This is a genomic window from Pseudomonas rossensis (genome assembly GCF_039888995.1).
In the GTDB taxonomy this organism is placed as follows: domain Bacteria; phylum Pseudomonadota; class Gammaproteobacteria; order Pseudomonadales; family Pseudomonadaceae; genus Aquipseudomonas; species Aquipseudomonas rossensis.
Genome location: NZ_JBBWCB010000029.1, coordinates 1 through 18,067, shown reverse-complemented (window position 1 = coordinate 18,067; position 18,067 = coordinate 1). Strand labels below are relative to the sequence as shown.

Annotated in this window: 10 protein-coding genes and 1 pseudogene; 10 read left to right on the top strand and 1 reads right to left on the bottom strand. The window is 51.7% G+C overall.

From position 1 onward, the window contains the following. Window position 1 precedes the first annotated feature (1 nt). The 5 genes from glmS (at window position 2) to WLY71_RS10510 (ending at window position 8,355) form a co-directional block, all read left to right on the top strand. Complete coding sequence (glmS, locus tag WLY71_RS10530) at window positions 2–1,834, top strand: glutamine--fructose-6-phosphate transaminase (isomerizing) (protein WP_347803506.1); 1,833 nt, start codon at window positions 2–4, stop codon at window positions 1,832–1,834. A 294-nt stretch (window positions 1,835–2,128) separates the two neighbouring features. Next, on the top strand, window positions 2,129–2,986 hold the full coding sequence (locus WLY71_RS10525) for a TnsA endonuclease N-terminal domain-containing protein (RefSeq protein WP_347803505.1): 858 nt from the start codon (window positions 2,129–2,131) through the stop codon (window positions 2,984–2,986). A gap of 1 nt (window position 2,987) precedes the next feature. Then, entirely contained in the window at window positions 2,988–5,177 is a 2,190-nt protein-coding gene (locus WLY71_RS10520; protein ID WP_347803504.1) for a Mu transposase C-terminal domain-containing protein, read from the top strand. Then, window positions 5,174–6,643, top strand: a complete 1,470-nt coding sequence (locus WLY71_RS10515; RefSeq protein ID WP_347803503.1) for an ATP-binding protein — start codon at window positions 5,174–5,176, stop codon at window positions 6,641–6,643. The genes WLY71_RS10520 and WLY71_RS10515 overlap by 4 nt, the downstream gene beginning before the upstream one ends. A gap of 14 nt (window positions 6,644–6,657) precedes the next feature. After that, on the top strand, window positions 6,658–8,355 hold the full coding sequence (locus WLY71_RS10510) for a TnsD family Tn7-like transposition protein (RefSeq protein WP_347803502.1): 1,698 nt from the start codon (window positions 6,658–6,660) through the stop codon (window positions 8,353–8,355). A gap of 819 nt (window positions 8,356–9,174) precedes the next feature. On the opposite strand, the pseudogene WLY71_RS10505 reads toward WLY71_RS10510, so the two are convergent. After that, window positions 9,175–10,546 (bottom strand): annotated as a pseudogene (locus WLY71_RS10505) (transposase). Between the two features lie 469 nt (window positions 10,547–11,015). On the opposite strand from WLY71_RS10505, the gene WLY71_RS10500 reads away from it, so the two are divergent. The 5 genes from WLY71_RS10500 to WLY71_RS10480 all read left to right on the top strand — a co-directional run bounded on the left by WLY71_RS10500 (window position 11,016) and on the right by WLY71_RS10480 (window position 17,321). Continuing rightward, window positions 11,016–12,356: an SAVED domain-containing protein gene (locus WLY71_RS10500; protein WP_347803501.1), complete on the top strand. Its 1,341-nt coding sequence runs from the start codon at window positions 11,016–11,018 to the stop codon at window positions 12,354–12,356. Between the two features lie 3 nt (window positions 12,357–12,359). After that, window positions 12,360–13,928 carry a nucleotidyltransferase gene (locus WLY71_RS10495; RefSeq protein WP_347803500.1) on the top strand — a complete coding sequence of 523 codons (1,569 nt, stop codon included), beginning with the start codon at window positions 12,360–12,362 and terminating at the stop codon, window positions 13,926–13,928. A gap of 148 nt (window positions 13,929–14,076) precedes the next feature. Continuing rightward, a complete protein-coding gene (locus WLY71_RS10490) occupies window positions 14,077–15,378 on the top strand; it encodes a hypothetical protein (RefSeq protein WP_347803499.1) in 1,302 nt (433 codons plus the stop codon). Between the two features lie 182 nt (window positions 15,379–15,560). Further along, the gene (locus WLY71_RS10485) at window positions 15,561–16,322 is read left to right on the top strand and encodes a hypothetical protein (protein ID WP_347803498.1); all 762 of its coding nucleotides are present in this window, start codon (window positions 15,561–15,563) and stop codon (window positions 16,320–16,322) included. A 312-nt stretch (window positions 16,323–16,634) separates the two neighbouring features. Continuing rightward, window positions 16,635–17,321, top strand: a complete 687-nt coding sequence (locus WLY71_RS10480; protein WP_347803497.1) for a trypsin-like peptidase domain-containing protein — start codon at window positions 16,635–16,637, stop codon at window positions 17,319–17,321. The last annotated feature ends 746 nt before the right edge of the window (window positions 17,322–18,067 follow it).

Genomic DNA, 18,067 nt, shown 5'->3' with positions numbered 1-18,067 from the left:
CATGTGTGGAATTGTCGGCGCAGTTGCAGAACGTAATATCACCGCCATCCTGCTCGAAGGCCTGAAGCGCCTTGAATACCGTGGCTATGACAGTGCCGGTGTAGCGGTCTACACCAATGACCAAAAGCTTGAGCGCCTGCGGCGCCCGGGCAAGGTCAGTGAATTGGAACTGGCGCTGGCCGAAGAACCGCTGGCCGGCCGCCTGGGTATCGCCCACACCCGCTGGGCCACTCACGGTGCGCCGTGCGAGCGCAACGCTCACCCGCATTTCTCCGGTGATCTGGCGGTGGTGCACAACGGCATCATCGAGAACCACGAAGCCCTGCGCGAGCAACTGAAAGCCTTGGGTTACGTGTTCACCTCGGACACCGACACCGAAGTCATTGCTCACCTGTTGAACCATAAACTCAAGGATCTGCCTGATCTGACCGTGGCCCTGAAGGCTACTGTCAAAGAGCTGCACGGTGCTTACGGTTTGGCGGTCATCAGCGCTCAGCAGCCGGATCGTCTGGTCGCCGCCCGCAGCGGCAGCCCGCTGGTCATCGGTCTGGGTATGGGTGAAAACTTCCTGGCTTCCGATCAGTTGGCCCTGCGCCAGGTCACTGACCGCTTCATGTACCTGGAAGAAGGCGATATCGCCGAAATTCGCCGCGACAGCGTGCAGATCTGGGACGTGAGCGGCCAAGTGGTCGAACGTGAATCGGTGCAGTACCGCGATGGCGCCGAAGCCGCCGACAAGGGCGAATTCCGCCACTTCATGCTCAAGGAAATTCACGAGCAACCGGCCGTGGTGCAGCGCACTCTGGAAGGTCGCATTAGCCAGAATCAAGTGCTTGTGCAAGCGTTCGGTCCACAGGCTGCCGAGCTGTTCGCCAAAGTGCGCAACGTGCAGATCGTCGCGTGCGGCACCAGTTACCACGCGGGCATGGTTGCCCGGTACTGGCTCGAAGAACTGGCCGGCGTCCCGTGCCAGGTCGAAGTCGCCAGCGAGTTCCGCTACCGCAAGGTGGTGGTGCAGGCCGACACCCTGTTCGTGACCATCTCCCAGTCCGGCGAAACCGCTGACACCCTGGCTGCCCTGCGTAACGCCAAAGAGTTGGGTTACCTCGCCAGCCTGGCGATTTGCAACGTCGGCATCAGCTCACTGGTGCGTGAATCCGATCTGACTCTGCTGACCCAGGCCGGTCGCGAAATCGGCGTGGCCTCGACCAAAGCCTTTACCACTCAGTTGGTCGGTCTGCTGTTGCTGACCTTGTCCCTGGGTCAGGTTCACGGCACGTTGGCCAAAGGCGTCGAAGCCACATTGGTTGAAGAACTGCGTCGCCTGCCAACCCGCCTCGGCGAAGCCCTGGCCATGGACGGCACCGTCGAAAAAATCGCCGAGCTGTTCGCCGAGAAAAACCACACCCTGTTCCTCGGTCGTGGTGCGCAATTCCCGGTGGCAATGGAAGGGGCGCTCAAGCTTAAGGAAATCTCCTACATCCATGCTGAAGCCTATCCGGCCGGCGAGCTGAAACACGGCCCGTTGGCGCTTGTGGATAACGATATGCCGGTGGTCACCGTGGCACCGAACAACGAGCTGCTGGAGAAGTTGAAATCCAACCTCCAGGAAGTCCGCGCCCGTGGCGGCGAGCTGATCGTCTTTGCAGACGAGCAGGCCGGCATGACCAATGGCGAAGGCACTCATGTTGTGCAAATGCCGCACATTCACGACATTCTGTCGCCGATCCTCTACACCATTCCCCTGCAGTTGCTCTCGTACTACGTTGCCGTGTTGAAGGGTACCGACGTTGACCAACCGCGTAACCTGGCGAAGTCGGTGACGGTAGAGTGAGTTATCCACAGACCTGAAAAGCCTGTTGGTTTTTGACAATAGATTTTGACAACAGACAAAATATTCTGACACCAGACAATATATTTTGACACAATGCCCAAAGCCCCTGATTTCAGGGGATTTTTCTTTTTTATGTCCTCCACCATATGTCCGATTTTGGGTTGTGATCTTGCTAGAAGGTTAGTCTGTATAGGTACTCAGACTTATTCACAGCACTGATATTTTCCTAGGACTTTTTATGCACATTCCATTTTCGAGGATATGTGGAGGTCGCAGAAGGCATGGGAGGTTGGCTTGCGTGGTCGTAGCTTTAAGACGCAGTCCGATATTGATCGGCATATCGAAAAAGGCTTTGGGCAAGGAAGTCAGGAGCTGTATGTGCCGTGGCTGCGCGTGCAGGACGTTCCATCTCACGGCCGCTCACGTAAGGTGCAGGGGGCAAAGGTTGATCGGATCCATCACCTGCTGTCTGATCTTGAGTACTGGTATTTACTCATAGCCGAGTTTTCCCCGGAGGTGTTGGACATACGTGAGCAATATCCCCTCCTGCCGGTATCTACAGTTCAGTCGATTGCCCATGCTTTGAATATTCGCTATCCCGTTTATTTGGGCACGAAGGTGCCTTATGTGATGACGACGGATTTTCTGCTCACCATCCTAGAGCCCGATGGAAGCACGCGATTAGCGGCACGCACGCTCAAATACACAGAGTCGCTGAAGTCTGGCAAAGGACTTGAACGTACCCTGGAAAAGTTTGAGATCGAACGAGCCTACTGGAGCGGTAGAGGTGTGGACTGGAACATCGTCACTGAGAAAGACCTCCCTACCACCCTGATCCAGAATCTCGACTGGCTACGTAAAGCAGCGACCCTCCAACGGCATCTTCAGCAACGTCCACTGACCGAATCATTTCTGGAGGAGCTCGCTCGTGTGCGTGAGTATCAATGGCCAATTGACCGTGTATTACGGCAAATAGCGGGCGCATTGTTCATTCCGTACACCGACGCCAAAGCAATGTTCATGCATTTGGTTTGGCATAAACACATCGTTTTGGACCTGACTGCTGAACGGTTTTCCATGAAAAGTACGTTGCCGGCAATCAAAGTCGTATGGCCCTCCAAAAATCATGACCACGAATTGAAGGTCGGTTGATATGGCAGATCTTGGGAAGAATGATGTCCTTGAGGCAGTGACCGAACCCAATCTACTGAAGGGCCCAGTGAGGGTTCTATGGGTTGATAAACGCAGCGATCAGATTGTGTTGATGACTATTGAGCGTTCGCCCAAACGGCCATGGGTTATGCGGTTGTCTGAGCTGAAAAGCTGGCTAACCTCCGGCAATATCAAGTCCCTCTCGGTTACTCCCCCAACCTACATGTTGAAGGCCGAGGAAGACCTTTCGGATAAAGAGAAGGCTTTCCGGGATAACAACTGGGCCCGTATTCAATCGCTGGTCGACTCTGATTCTCCTGATGAGATTTTTCAGCCGGATTCCATGGGGCGAATGGTGAGCGATCAGTCTGTAAAACTTGGAATACCAAAGAAGACCATCTATCGCTTGTTGTATCGATACTGGATGAGTGGGCAGGTGCGTAACGCACTGCTGGCAGACAGAGTTAATGCAGGGGCCCCCGGCAAGCCGCGACAGTATCGTGAGGGACAAAAGCCCGGACGTCCCGCTGTGTTTCAGGGAGTGAAAGCTTCTACGCAATCGAAGGTGCTCGATGAGGCCGACAAAAGTTGCATCAAGACAGGGTTCGCTTTATTTGCAAAAGGAGCTGTAGGGACCATCTCTGATGCCTACATAAAAATGCTCCGACGGTTTTATACGGTAAAACCGATGCTGGGCGACGAAGGCGACGACGCTCCATTGCTTCCCGCCAGCGAGCTGCCCACAGCCAGGCAGTTTGCTTACTGGGGTCACAAAGCGTTTGACGATATCGCTGTTTTGAGAGGTCGCAGTGGTGAGCGTAACTGGCAAAAAGATCACCGGCCTCTGACTGGTACGGTTTGGCAAGGCTTGCGAGGGCCATGTCATTTATTTGAGATCGATGCCACGGTTGCAGATGTCTATCTCGTCAGTCGTTATAATCGCAACTGGATCATTGGCCGTCCAGTTGTGTACGTCGTTATCGACACTTTTTCGGGAATGATCGCTGGCGTATTTGTGGGGCTGGAGGGGCCAAGTTGGAACGGTGCCCGCCAAGCTCTCTACAACGCGTTCACATCAAAGGTAGATTTTTGTGCAGCTAATGGCGTTGAAATTGAAGCTGCCGACTGGCCTTGTCACCATCTGCCACATGAAGTTTTTGCGGATCGTGGTGAGATGCTTGGCCAAGCAGCGGAGGGGCTCGTCTCAGGTTTACGCATCAATTTGGGCATAGCACCTCCTTATCGTCCAGATTGGAAAGCGATCGTGGAAAGCTCCTTCAAGGTTCTAAATACCACGACGCAAATTCACTGGATTCCTGGAGCTGTGCGTAAGCGGATTCTAGAAAGGGGTGAGCGTGACTACCGACTCGATGCCACGCTGAATCTAGCCGAATTTACGAAGATCGTTATTGAAGGGATTCTTCATTACAACAACCATAACCGTCAGCCAGCTCGACTCCTTAAAGAGATGATTGCTGATCAGGTCGAGCCTACCCCGATGGGGATATGGGGTTGGGCACTGAAAAATGACCGAATTGAAGCCAATACTCAGACGGAGGAGCTGATTTATCTGCACCTGCTGCCCCGAGACAATGGTTCAGTTCAGAAAGGCGGAGTCAATTTTAAGGGAATGTTCTACGTTTGCGATTGGGCCATTGAACAGAACTGGTTTGCTCGTGCGCGACATAGGGGCGTCAGCAGCATCATTTGCTGGTACGACCCCAATAGTACTCAACATATTTGGATTCAAGGCCCAGATCGCCACTTCATACGTTGTGATCTTCGAAACTCTGAGGAGCGTTATCACGGCGTTCGCTTCGAGGAAGTAATCGACATGTTGGCGGTTGTTAAACAGGAATCTCCTGAGCGCAAGTACACCAAACTGGCGAGTCGTGTCGCTCTTGACGCGACAATTTCAGGCGTTGTGGCTAATGCGGAGAAAGAGAAGAAATCAACGATCGAAACAGGACCGAAATCGCAGAAGCTTGGCAACATTCGGAACAACAGGTCCCACGAGCGCATGCAGGAACGCTCGGAGTCGGTAGTGCCTGAAGACTTGAGAGCAGCTAACGCAAATCAGAATGGTCTGGCCTCGAAAGCGGGTGTTGGTGTTGCTGAAAATTATGCCGGTACCCGCGGTGCTGAAGTAATTGATCTGCTCAGTCGGCTCCGCCCGGGAGGTAGCAAATGAATCGGAGTGTCCAGGATTTCGCGAAGTACGAAGGCTCTCCTGTTCTGGAGTTTCAGGGGAACCCGCTTATCGAGGCGTTGCCTCCAATTCTTTGCGAGACTGATGCCGCCTCGCTGATTTCGCATTTCCCTCCGGTGGTAGATGAGGAGCGGCAGCTCGACAAATCCGTCAGACTTCATTGCATCGATCGTCTGCGTTCCGTGGTGCAACCACTCCCGATTCATCTTGAATTGGAGTCTGCATTTTCATCATTGATTCGGAGTGGTTATGTGGGGCGCAATCCAATGTCTACGACGACGGTCAGACATTTGCACTCACTCTCCACGAGTCGAGGAGGCTCAGACGGGTTTCGCTCTACCGCGACCACCTTCAGTCTTGTTGGGTTGAGCGGAATTGGTAAATCCACTGCGCTTGAGTCGATCCTCCGGCTGTACCCACAAACGATTCTCCATCAGCGCTATGACGGGCGTTCTTTTGTGCAGACACAAATAACATGGCTGAAACTGGACTGCCCTTTCGATGGTTCGCTCAGTGGTTTGTGTCGGGCGTTCTTTCGTGCTGTAGATCAGGCTATCGGGCAGGATCGATATGCAAACAGCTATCGTGCTCGGAATGGATTGCCTGATCTCATTCAGCGCATGGAGCAGGTGGCGAGTACGTATTTCGTCGGCGCCTTGCTGATTGATGAAATTCAGCATCTGCGCTCCGCCCGAACAGGCGGTAAAGACAACATGCTCAATTTCTTCGTCAATCTGATCAATTCCATTGGTATCCCGGTAGTGTTCATCGGCACCAACTCGATGATTAGCCTCTTCTCTGATGTGCTTCGAAATGCCAGGCGAGGGTGTGGTCTCGGCGTGATCGAATTTCAGCGGTTTGAGAAAGATGATCCGGCTTGGAAAATGTTGGTTGAGTCTTTATGGGCGTACCAGTGGTGCCGTGAAGTCAGCCCCCTGACTGATGAATTGTTCGAGGTACTCTACGATTTGACTCAGGGTGTTACTGACTTCCTAGTGAAGCTGCTGATACTTGGACAGCGCTTAGCCATTCAGAGACGTGAGGAGTGTCTTACGGCCAGTACGTTTAGACGCGTGTCTGACACCAAGATGCAGATCCTGAAGCCGGCACTTTCGGCTTTGCGTAGCAGAGATCCTCGTCAGCTAAGTCGTTTTGAGGATCTACTACCGATTGATGATCAGTTGCAAGGCATGATGACTCTGGACGCGAACGAGGTAATGGATCGATTGGCGTTATTGCGCAGTATTACACCCGTCCCTCGTTTGGATACTCCCTCAGAGACAGTCTTGAACACACCAAAAACCAAACCGGCTGCGGTGGACTCCTCGAGGTCATCAACAAAATCGGCTGAGATTGCACAGGATGAGGATCCGTTGCAGAAGTTAAAGGAAGAAGGTTGGTTGAACACTGATGTGTTCGAATTCTGTCCACAGTATCGAAAGGTGTAGTTTGTGAGGTTGAAATGGATCATGTATTTCATTTCTTTCCTGCTGCCTGCCCCGATGAAACGCTACACAGCCTTCTTTCGAGGTACGTTCGTCTATCTGGATTAGGATCCTGGGCTGCTGTGTTCGACGCAGCCCAAGGCGACGGTAGCTTTGCACGTGACCTCCCATTTCCGTGCCATTTGGTTGACCTGGTGCAGGCGTTGCCATCGGGCGCGAACCTTGGCCTAGATTCAATCATTGCGCGTCATACGCAACTGCCGTACTACCAACCCTTTCTAACTGAGCATCAGCTCGTCAACGCCCAGCTTCAAATGGCCTATCAGGGAGGGATTGGTCTTAAGCTCAAACTAGGGCTCATCGCCAGCCGCTTGGAAATAACTTCAAGAACGCGCTTTTGCCCAACCTGTTTGACTACAGATGTCAGTGACTACGGCACGGCATATTGGCATCGCGTGCACCAATTGCCAGGCGTATGGATCTGTCCTCATGACCAGAGCTCTCTAATGGCAGTAGATCATCACTGGCTGGCCAGAGGGCCTAGGAAGCTCTATTTACCTCAGGATGAGGATATTCAAGCGCACGCACTTCCATTACAGGTCACCGACCGTCAACGTCGCAGCCTACTCGCCATTTCCCAGAACTCTCTGCGTGTACTTCAAGCAAATGCTCCACCTCAATCTGTAAGCCTGATTCGCGAAATTTTTTTGAGGGGGGCCATTGAGCTCGGATTAGCTTCAACTTCGGGTCGGCTGCGCCTGGGCCAATTAGGACGCCACTTAGGTAGCTATTTGGAAACTTTCCCCGCGAGTGGAGAGTTCCTCATATTGAGAGAGACGTTGGATAGCCTGCCAGCATGTTGGGTAACCAAGATTTTGCGCAAGCCGAGGGGAACGCATCATCCCCTCAAATATTTGATGCTTGCGAGTGCTTTCGGTCTCGACCTTTCCAGTGTTCTACGTGCCAATGGAGTGCCGTCATGCATCCCTCCGAGGTGTTTAAAAAAGGCGCCTTGCACTGAGGGGCTGCACGCGAGCGTCACCAAAGATTCGGCACGGCAATCGACACAAAGCCCGCATGTTTCAAAGCGAACTGAACAGGCTGTCTGGGAGAGAGCCATTACAGGATCTGGAACTGAGGAAATAGCGCGCGCAACAAGGTTGTCAGTAGCAACAGTCTACCGCTCGATTCGAGCTGTTTCAGGAGGGCCCGAGAGGTGGAAGCAGCTGAAATTCGTGAGGGTTCGCGAGACGAGACGTGAGCGGTTTGCGAGCCACTACCTGACATCCCTTGCACATGAATGCCAAGATTACAGTTGGTTGTACCGCAACGATCTGCATTGGCTTAAGGCTCATTTAGGCAAGATTGACGCTCATAGGGGACACCGGCAACCAGGTAATCCGTTCACTGAGTTGGATACGCTTCTCGCAGAAAAAATCATTGGGTGCGCCCGTTCAATTCGAGCACTACCTGGCAAACCAGTACGTGTCTGCAAAACTCGGATCGGCCGCGAACTCGATGCCCTATCTCGCTTTGAGAAGCAGCTGGATCGACTTCCGCTTTGTGCCGATGCATTGGCCTCAGTGTGTGAAAGTACCGAAGATTTTCATCGCCGCCGCTTGGTATGGGCAACGGAAAAGCTTGTACGACTTGGAAGGCCAATCACGCGCTCTGCAATATACAGATCAGCCTCGATCAGACCACCAGTTGGTTGACCGTTGCGTAATTGCATGGACTTGGCCACCCATTTGTATTGCCACTGACCAGTCAATCGCATCCGTGCTGACCAACCGTTTACATTCGATTTGACCAGCACACGCCGTAGTGATGACCGGCAGAGAACGACCCTAAGCTGACATTGGTGACTTTTGCACCTGGCCGAAAGCTGCGGATCAGACGGCACAAATCCCCGCCAATCACCTGCAAACTGTAGTGAGTGGTTGGAATCGTTTAGGCTCTAACCAAAATGCAATGAGGAATGATTGTGAAAGGGAAATCAATGGGGTGGTTTGGCGTGCTGACTTTGCTCTCTATCTTCGCGGGCGCGTCGCTATATGGGCGTGGAGCGGTCGGCTTCTGGGGGATGTTTTTAATAATGATGCTGCCGCACGCGGGGTCTACTCTGTGGGTCTTATGGCGTAAGTCTCTGGCTAAGGCACGGGCAGGTTAGTTCATCACGGCATCGCCCCCAATCACCGGCACTCTTGAGGTCCAGCCGCTTAGGCAACGACCTATAGAGCGATCACTCCGACGTCATTTGGGATGCTCAGCAGAGTGATTGGTATATGTATTATTGGAAAGGTGAGGCGGGATTTCGAAGGCTAACCGCCCGCCCTTGGCCGTCTGCTGCCTGTCTCGAAGGGCTGCAATCGACCGATTCTGTTGAAAAAGTCGGATTTTCAGATCGCCTGAACCCAGGCACGACCACCACCGGAGAACCGACTCACCACATTGAGTGGTTTTTCGGACCTTCGTTGGCCTTTGCTGCTCTGTTAGTGGGTTAGTTTGAGGTATTTTGCTTGGTGCAGGCGCACCTATCCCGTGACTGGTGGCCCTTGAGATGAAAATTTGGCCAGCCGTCGCAGGTTCTGCACCGCAGCCGCCAGCGTGAATTCATCCGTCGCGCCACTCATGCCACGTAGCCGCAGGCGATCCAATTTCAGGATGCGCTTGAGGTGGGCAAACAACATTTCGACCTTTTTACGTTCGTGGCGAGAGCGCTGATATGCCGGCGTTGCTGCAATGCGCCGAGCCACATCGCGAGCGGCTTCATGGACGCTGCGAGCGATCTTGCGGAACGCAGTGTTCGGGCAGCACTTGGCTTTCATCGGACACGTAGCGCAGTCGGTCTGCCGGGATCGGAAGATGATGGTGTTGGCTTTGGTGACGTGTGAACACTCATTCTTGAAGGCTCGCCATTCGCTGCGCAATGGGTTGCCGGCCGGGCAGCGGTATTCCTCAGCCTCTTCATTCCAGTGGAAATCGTTGCTCGAAAAACTGTCGTTCTTGCGCTCGGTTTTGTCCCACACCGGCACATGCGGCTCGATGTCTTTTTCCTCCACCATCCAGGCCAGCATCGGAGCTGTACCGTAAGCGGTATCGCCAATGAGGCGCTCCGGCTTGATGTCGAACTGCGCTTCGACCCGATCGATCATCGTCTTGGTGCTCTCAACCTCCGCCGTTCGATGAGCCGGTGTGGGTTTCACATCCACAATCACGCCGTGTTCGGTATCGATCAGATAGTTCGTGGAATAGGCGAAGAACGCTGGGCCGCCTGGAGCAGCGGTCCAGCGGGCTTGAGGATCAGTCAGCGATAGGCGCTTCGGTAGCGTTTCGGCCAGAGCCTCTTCATCGAGGGCTTCAAGGTACTCACGCACGGCGCGGGTGCTCAGGGCCGGATCGCTCCAGTTGACCGGTTCATCTCCCGGTACGCCGCGCTGTCGACTCGCATCCGCTTTGATAATGCTGGCGTCCACGGCAAAGCCTTCGCCCTTGACCAGACCGGCGTCCATGCAGCGACGCAGCACTTCATTGAACAACCAGCGAAACAGATCACTGTCCCGAAAACGGCCGTGTCGATTTTTGGAAAAGGTCGAGTGGTTGGGGATTTCGTCTTCAAGGCTCAACCGGCAGAACCAGCGATACGCCAGGTTCAAATGGGCCTTCGCACAACCGCCGCTCTGAGCGAATGCCGTAGCAATAGCCTACGATCAGCATGCGAATCATCAGTTCGGGATCAATCGACGGACGCCCAATCGGGCTATAGAAATCGGCGAGGTAATGGCGCAGGTCGCTCAGATCGAGACACCGATCAATGCTGCGCAGAAGGTGAGTGGCTGGAATGTGATCTTCAAGGTTGAACGAGTAAAACAGCCGCTCCTGCCCACTCGATAACTGTCCCATCATGTTGCGTGCTTCCCTGCTGGCCAATGCTGAGATTTTGCCGAAGGTCAGACGGGGGAGCTACTTTTTCAACAGAATCGGTCGGTAGTTGCCCTTCGCGAAAGGCAGCATTCGGCCAAGTGACGAGTCGGATAGAGTCGCGACACGGCGCATCGCAACAACCATGGTTTTGGTCATTTAAATCAGGGACCTTCCTATTCTACTCGACCGAACACTAGCTGGTTTATCAATCAGTCCGTCGAGCCAAACCAACGGAAAGTGTGGACACCAGATGGTGATCTTCGGATAAGAAAAAACTGGTCAGTCCTGCATGCAATCTCTTTGCGGTCTTTGCGCACGACGCAATACAACAGCCATGCCTTCGCCAGATTTTGGACGTTCAGTATCTGGATCTGCCGCGACTTTTCCTGTTCGGCCTCTACATTATGCAGGGTTCCCATATCACCCGCAGTAGGTGCTACGATGTGCCATCATGTTTTTATATACAGGTCATGGAGTGGAAGCTGTGCAGGATAACCCACTGACAAAGACAGGTAGGACTCCTCGCAAGAGTTCTGCGAAAACACCAGTTGGAAAAGGTCGAAACGGAGATCTGAAGCAGGGCGATGAGCGATTGCTATGGGGGCGCGCTGGCGGGCGTTGCCAACGCTGCAATGTCGATCTGAGCCGTGACCCTTCTGGGTGGCGAGCTTACAACCTAGCCGAAAATGCCCATGTGATTGCGTCTTCAACTGGCGGGGTGCGCGGCGATTCCAAACAGTCTGCCTCTCTAGCCGAAAAGATCGAGAATCACCTGCTGCTATGTAGGGATTGTCACAAGATCATCGACGATCGACAGCGTGGGGATAAGCTGTTTCCCACCGATGCGTTGATGAAGCTTAAGCACGACCATGAGGTGTTAGTACAACGCCTCATGGATCTCGCGAAAAAGCCTCAAAGTGTTGCCGTTTACATCAGCGCAGCCGTTGGCATGTCGCGACTGCAACCGTTGGATATCAACGATATCAACATGGCAATTGTCAACGCCGACATGGTGCCAGCCCTCAACCATCCTATTCATATAGATCTGCTCAGCCTGTTGGAGGTTGACACGCTCGATAGCTCGCCAGAGTTCTGGACGATGGCAAGAAAGAAGGTTCAACGTGAGTTGGAAAGCAAAGTCCTTGAGAGCACTCTCGTAAGGCTCAATCAGGTCGAGCATTTCAGTCTCTTTGGGCTTGCTTCTATTCCTGTCCTAGCACTTTTGGGCAACCTGATTCCTGATACCCGCAAAGCGATGCCCTTCGAACCCTATATGCTCGAGCTCAATCCTGGCCGGGTTCCTCTGTCCGATGAAATCGAAGCGCAAATCCGGCAGTACGATCGAGATGCAGCGACATGGTCTTGGCCCAAGAATCGCCGCTTTCCTGCACCTGCCTTTAGCTATCAGCATTTGTCCGGTTCCTACGAGCAGCGAGGGGGCGATATTGCGGTGCTATGTGAGCTGTCCTTTCCCACTCACGAAGACCTCGTGCGCAATTCATTGCCTGCAGCTCCGCTCTATAAATTCTCCGCAGCAGAGGTAAATCCCAATCTGATCCAGGCGCACGACGATGTAGAGGACTTCATGCGGTCTTTCCGGGAACTGTTGAGTCATATCGAGCGCGTACATGGGCATGAGGCCCATGTCCATTTGTTTGGCACGCTGCCGGTATCGTGTGCCATTGCGTTGGGGCGGGTTCAGGTCAAAGGTGCGTTATCTATGACCCTGTACAACCGGCAGCAAAACCCTAGCCGCTATGAGCGTGGCTTAACCCTGTCGCATGAGGCCTAAGTCATGAAGCTAGAGACATTCACGCCAGTAGCTCCCACCACTCAAGCAGAGCAGATGCTTAATGACTTGGCGAATGCGCTGGAGATTCCCCCCAGCCATTATGAAGCCGCCGAGCGAAGCTATAAGTCTGTTGGCAAATGGCTGGATCGGCCAGGCTCTCGCTTCGCTCAGCAAGAAACTACGATTTACCCCCAAGGCTCATTTCGACTGGGGACAGTGATCAAACCTCTGGATGAAAAGGAAGACTACGACCTCGATATTGTTTGTGAAGTGGATGCATCCAAGCGCCAATACACTCAATTCCAGCTGAAAGAGTTACTCGGCCTTGAGCTCAAGGATTATGCCCGGTCCAAAAACATGGAATCACCAGAGGAAGCGCGTCGGTGCTGGACATTGAACTATGCAGATGATGCCCAGTTTCACATGGATGTTTTGCCAGCGCTCCCTGATGGAGTCAGGCAGCGATCTCTGATTGAGGCCGCAGGCCGTAGCATTACACTAGCCGATCAAGCGATGGCAATTACTGATCGGGAGCACCACAACTACCACCAGCACAGCGAGGATTGGCCTGGTAGCAACCCAAAGGGCTACTCTGAGTGGTTTCGATCTAGGATGAAGATTGTCTTCAATGCCAGGCGACAGGCCATGGCGTTGAACGAGCGGGCCTCGATAGAGGAAATTCCCGAGCATAGGGTCAGGACGCCTCTGCAGGCTGCAATCAAGATACTGAAACGCCACCGAGACATGCGCTTCAGCGAAGAGCCTGAGATTCGGCCTATCTCGATCATCCTCACAACTTTGGCAGCGCATGCGTATAACCAGGAAGTCACGACTGGTGGAGCTTTGCAGAGCATTCTACTAGGCATGGACAGCTATATCGCTATCAAAGACGGCGTGTACTGGATCGAGAATCCCACTGACCCACGCGAGAATTTCGCTGACAAATGGGAGGAGACTCCGGAGAAGAAAGATGCCTTCTATGATTGGCTCGCCATGGCGCGAACCGACTTTGAAGCTGCGGCCCGGACGATGGATGCGGACTCTTTTGTAGATACCCTTGCACCGCGAATGGGGCGTTCTCTTATGGAGTCGGCAGTAGCCAAACAGACGGCGACAGGCAGTCTCCTGGGGGGCTTAAGCAAGGCGAAAGGCTGTATCAGCAACAAGGTTAGAAGGATTCTGGATGCGCCACATCGTAAGCCAATGGTCTGGCGCGAGTTGGCTCAAGGTTCCGTGGCAGTATCAGGCATGACGGTTACGCGCAACGGCCACCGTCCATATACGGTTGGAAGTGACGACTCCGCGTTACCTAAACACGCTCAGCTCGTCTTCCATGCTCAGACCGATATCCAGTATCCATATAAAGTTTACTGGCAGGTAGTGAACACTGGTCTTGATGCTCGCAAACTTCGTGGGTTACGCGGCGGCTTCGAGGAAGGTGTCGTGCAGGCCGGACGTTTGGAAAAACAGGAAAGCACCCTGTATGCGGGCAGCCACAGCATGGAGTGTTTCATCGTCAAAGATGGGTACTGCGTTGCCCGCAGCGGCCCTTTTATCGTCAACATTATGTGAATTTTGTTTCGGGTTGCGGAGGGGGCTTCGGGCTGTCGCTATGGTTTCGGAGCGACAGTCGGAGTGGGAGATTTTGAGTTGGCGAATGGTATCAACCGACCAGATTAATAATCTGTCTGAGTTTTGCGCAGGAGCGGCGCGAGTATATATGAACTTTTTGATTGATTTTTTTAGACCTTGCTATGAGGTCGCTCGGCTTGTTGCGTATTGGTTAAGTATTAATCTTGAGGGAGTTCATCTTTTTGGCGCTCTTAATAATATCTATGATCCTAACCTCCCCTATCTTATATTGAATCTGGATCCCACTCAGGGTCTTAATATTCTGAATGGGGGGTGCTTTTTAATGGTGCTGGCTACTTTTTTGGCTGCGATTCGTGCAGGTTTTGTGTTGGGAAGAGTTCCTGGCTTTATAACAATAACAGTGCTTCTGGTGCCGGGAGTGGCCTCTGTACTTGGGTATATGCCGAATATGCCTGACCCTCCAAGGGTATTTCACTATGGCCTGCAAGGGGATTTGGGGTCGCCGTATATTGCGGCCATTGTATTTTTCTTGTTATTTATTTTTGGCTGGGCGGTGATGATCATAATTGCCAGTTTTTTTAAAAGCCATAAATTCAAGTTCTATTATGAGCATGTGTGGTGTGCTGTTGCGTTGGTTGGGTGTGTTTATTTGGTTGTGGATAACCAAGTGCGAGTGAGTAAGGATGCATTGACTAGTGCGGGTGGCAATTTTGATGTACAGATAAGTTACTACCAAGATTCGTATCGAAAGGCTAAGGAGATCTGTCACTCTGATTCTGTTGTTTTGTCCCAAGAATTATGTGGGAAGATAGGCGCAGTGTTGGGGGAGATTGCTAGAGTACATTATGATAAAAATTATATGCTGGGCGTTTCCAGTTTTGAGCTATCTAATTTGATTGGCTTATCTGATATAGACGCGATTAACAATATAGTATGCGGCAAGCAAGGCGAGTTGTCAGATATGTGTGCTTCTTTGCCAGTATCATTTTATGTAGATGCGAGTGACATTGGCAAGAAGGTGCTTATTCCTGGTGAGAAACAAAATAAGCGGATGGAAAATTATTATCAAAGAATGGTAGGCTTGACTGAGAGGGTAAAGCTTAATAAGGAGAAGGAGCATTACAAGTTGTTTGTGTTTTTTTTGATTGCTTTTCTTGCGGGAGGAAAGGCTTCAATTGCTTCGATTTCAATAGTTGGTGAGGCGGCTCTTAATTCGAGGTCTTGGCTGCTCTGGTTTTTACAAATTTCTTTTCGCGGCGTTTCTTTCGTTGCACAGAATCTTTGGTGGCTTCTTAAGGGCTTGAAAGTGGTGGGTTGTAAAATTTTGGATCTAATCGTTTTGGGGTTATTAGAGGTTTACGCTGTTCACTCTCGTATAAGAAAAGCTCTTGCTGCTGAAGGTGTCGAGGGAGAGGGGAAGGCTGGGTGAGTTTGTGAGATGTTTCTTCGGAGGGGGATTCTGTGAGCGAACTCTTAACGTGTAGTGACTTTTCAACCGGATCGGCCACAAGTGGAAATTGAGGCAGGTGTCTACTTAGTGGTTTAACTTAGATTCAGTCTTCTCATAAGCCCGAAAGTGGCCTTAAAATTTTCTCTACACCGAAGGTCTCAATGGAAATAATAAAAGACGATGAAGTTTGCAAACTCACCCGTGAGCGCTTGGAACACGTTGAGCTGATTTTTGAACTACGTCACCACTTCAATGACCTTAAACGTTTACAGCATGTAGGCGAGAGGGGGTGGACACATCCATGGCGTTATTTTGACGCACTAATGTACTACCTCTTGCTCACCTGCTTCGATTTGTTGGGGCAGCCTGCTGAATGGGTGCCATTTTCAGAATGGATCGTATCCAAAAAGACGGCTGATGAGCGTGAAAAAGCGGTAGATTCTACTCCACCAAACGCCGACCCTGTAGCGATTGCTCAGCATTTCAATGCTGAATATCAGTCGATCTATGGGGTGAGAATGTCATTCTATAATTTTGTAAGGAATATATTAACGCCAGATGAACGTGCCGAATTGTATGGCAGTATCTTGATTGTAAGGGGAGTTAAAGGTGGCGATCCGAACACTGCTTACCCAGCTCTTGGTTATATAGCGGACGATAGAAAAAAGTTGGACTTCTTGTTTGGCCTTCGAAATAAATTCACTCATGGTGCTGTAACAATGGGCTCGCCCAATGCAGGCGTTTTCCAAGGATCCTATGACCCCTTTGTAATCGATGGAAAAATTATAAAAGGATACGTCGAGATTCATCGGGAACCGAAAAGTGGCGAGTGGATAATCTACCAGGTTCGGGATTGGCCTTTTACGCTACAGCGACTTATCTCGGCTGTATTAACCAGGCGAGAGATTGATGCGCAAAAATAAGACGAAGGGTTGAAGGTCGGCAGCGAACAGATGAGTTCGTCTTTCCTGCCATCTCAAGGAGGAACTGGCTGGGGTGGCAGCAAGACGAGCGAATAGGCATTAGCTCAATATAAGGTTAAACAAATGGGAGTTCGACTAAGAGTAATCATGGACGAAGTGGTGGCGTTAAGCTACTCTGGCGCGAGTTGACGTTGAGTGTCAGCTTGTCAAGCTCGAAGCGGTCTCTGCACAGCATCGAATTAACATGCACAAGAAATTTTCTAACACCCTACCACCAGCAAAATTATTAAAATCCCATTCTCAGGTTGATACATGAAGAAAGCTTTCTTGTTTGTTGCCTTACTCATTATTGGCGGTTGCAGCTCAACTCGTGACATTTCCAATGTCGATATTTCGGAATCTGACCTGCTGGCTGGAGAACGGTTGTTAAAAATACAGATCGTTGCACCAGGAATTAAGGCCGAAGGTTCAGGCTCATGGATTTCAAACGATCTGGTGATCACAGCCTCCCACTTATTCAGCGACATGCCACTTGACAGCATAGTCCGCGTCGGGAACGGCCGGCACTGGTTAAGTGCGAAGGTAGTGGCTGGCAACGATCCGGCAACACTGGATCTGGTAGTACTTCGAGTGATTGGAGATGAATCAGTAGCGTCCCCACTCAAGACCCTCATTCCTGTTTGCAGCAAGCCGGTTAAACCTGGTGAAATGGTTTCTGTGTCGTCCGCGTTGCCAAAAGGTACGACCTATACTTATGGGTCGCCAAATTTTGCAGTGCAAGCGGACAGTGAACGTAGAGAATCGACTGAATTTTTAACAGGATTCTACGATAAGGGAACGAGTGGGGGACCGGTATACCAAGTACCTGGAGGCTGCTTGGCGGGCGTTATTAGTCTTGGCATAAAACGAAAGAACGGCGCATCAGATATCTACGCTACCAAGTTTGTCACAGCTCATGAGATCAAGCGTTTCCTGGATGATAATAAAATAACATATTAGTGAAAAAGGGAACAGATTTGTTTTTACGTGACACGTCCGCACGGGACAACCGATCTGTTCCTTTTTAAATCTATTGTGCTCTTACTTTGAAGCTAACTAACCACCTGAAGGCCAGAACTGTGGCGCAACACTCCTATAGGTAGCGGTGGGATTTCAATTTTGGCCAAAATAGTTGTCGAGCCTTCAGGGCCAATGTCAATGTCATAACGTAGCCCTCCTTGTTCTGCGGTATTCAGTAACCGCCGGCACATCAACTCTGCTAGAGCAGAATCCTCCATTGCACAAACAACTTGGTGCCCGTCGAGTCGGAAAGCGGCAAGAACCTCTACAAGCTGAAGAGCTCGAAAGTCATCTATATGCTTCACGGGGTCATCAAGGAGCAATGTGCGCCAAGGAGACCACGGCGAAATACTCAACAAACGCTATAAATCGCGATTGAGGGGAGATCCGCCAGGCATTTCCACATTCGACTTTGAAATGGCGCGTCAGGATGGGTGGCTCCCGCAAGACGAAGATTACGAAAAATGGCTATCTGGTTTCTCCTCTGCCCCCCGGAAAGCACGCAATCGGTGGAGCCGCATTAATCCGAGGAGTTGGTTCAACTGAATGTGCTTTTGCCCGGTGATTTGTAACCGCTCCATGAACCCCACATTCAAAGCCAGCAGTTGATCCCCGAAGCTGTACTCCGTTTTCTCTCTGGAGCCAGCACGTCATGATGCGACCCGACGCTAAAGTCGAAAAAGTGT

What these genes read in the sequence shown, in the direction of transcription:
- WLY71_RS10520 (WP_347803504.1), top strand. Translation starts at nt 2,988, where the DNA reads ATGGCAGATCTTGGGAAGAATGATGTCCTTGAGGCAGTGACCGAACCC.
- WLY71_RS10510 (WP_347803502.1), top strand. Translation starts at nt 6,658, where the DNA reads ATGGATCATGTATTTCATTTCTTTCCTGCTGCCTGCCCCGATGAAACG.
- WLY71_RS10495 (WP_347803500.1), top strand. Translation starts at nt 12,360, where the DNA reads ATGAAGCTAGAGACATTCACGCCAGTAGCTCCCACCACTCAAGCAGAG.
- WLY71_RS10485 (WP_347803498.1), top strand. Translation starts at nt 15,561, where the DNA reads ATGGAAATAATAAAAGACGATGAAGTTTGCAAACTCACCCGTGAGCGC.
- WLY71_RS10500 (WP_347803501.1), top strand. Translation starts at nt 11,016, where the DNA reads ATGTTTTTATATACAGGTCATGGAGTGGAAGCTGTGCAGGATAACCCA.
- WLY71_RS10515 (WP_347803503.1), top strand. Translation starts at nt 5,174, where the DNA reads ATGAATCGGAGTGTCCAGGATTTCGCGAAGTACGAAGGCTCTCCTGTT.
- glmS (WP_347803506.1), top strand. Translation starts at nt 2, where the DNA reads ATGTGTGGAATTGTCGGCGCAGTTGCAGAACGTAATATCACCGCCATC.
- WLY71_RS10480 (WP_347803497.1), top strand. Translation starts at nt 16,635, where the DNA reads ATGAAGAAAGCTTTCTTGTTTGTTGCCTTACTCATTATTGGCGGTTGC.
- WLY71_RS10490 (WP_347803499.1), top strand. Translation starts at nt 14,077, where the DNA reads ATGAACTTTTTGATTGATTTTTTTAGACCTTGCTATGAGGTCGCTCGG.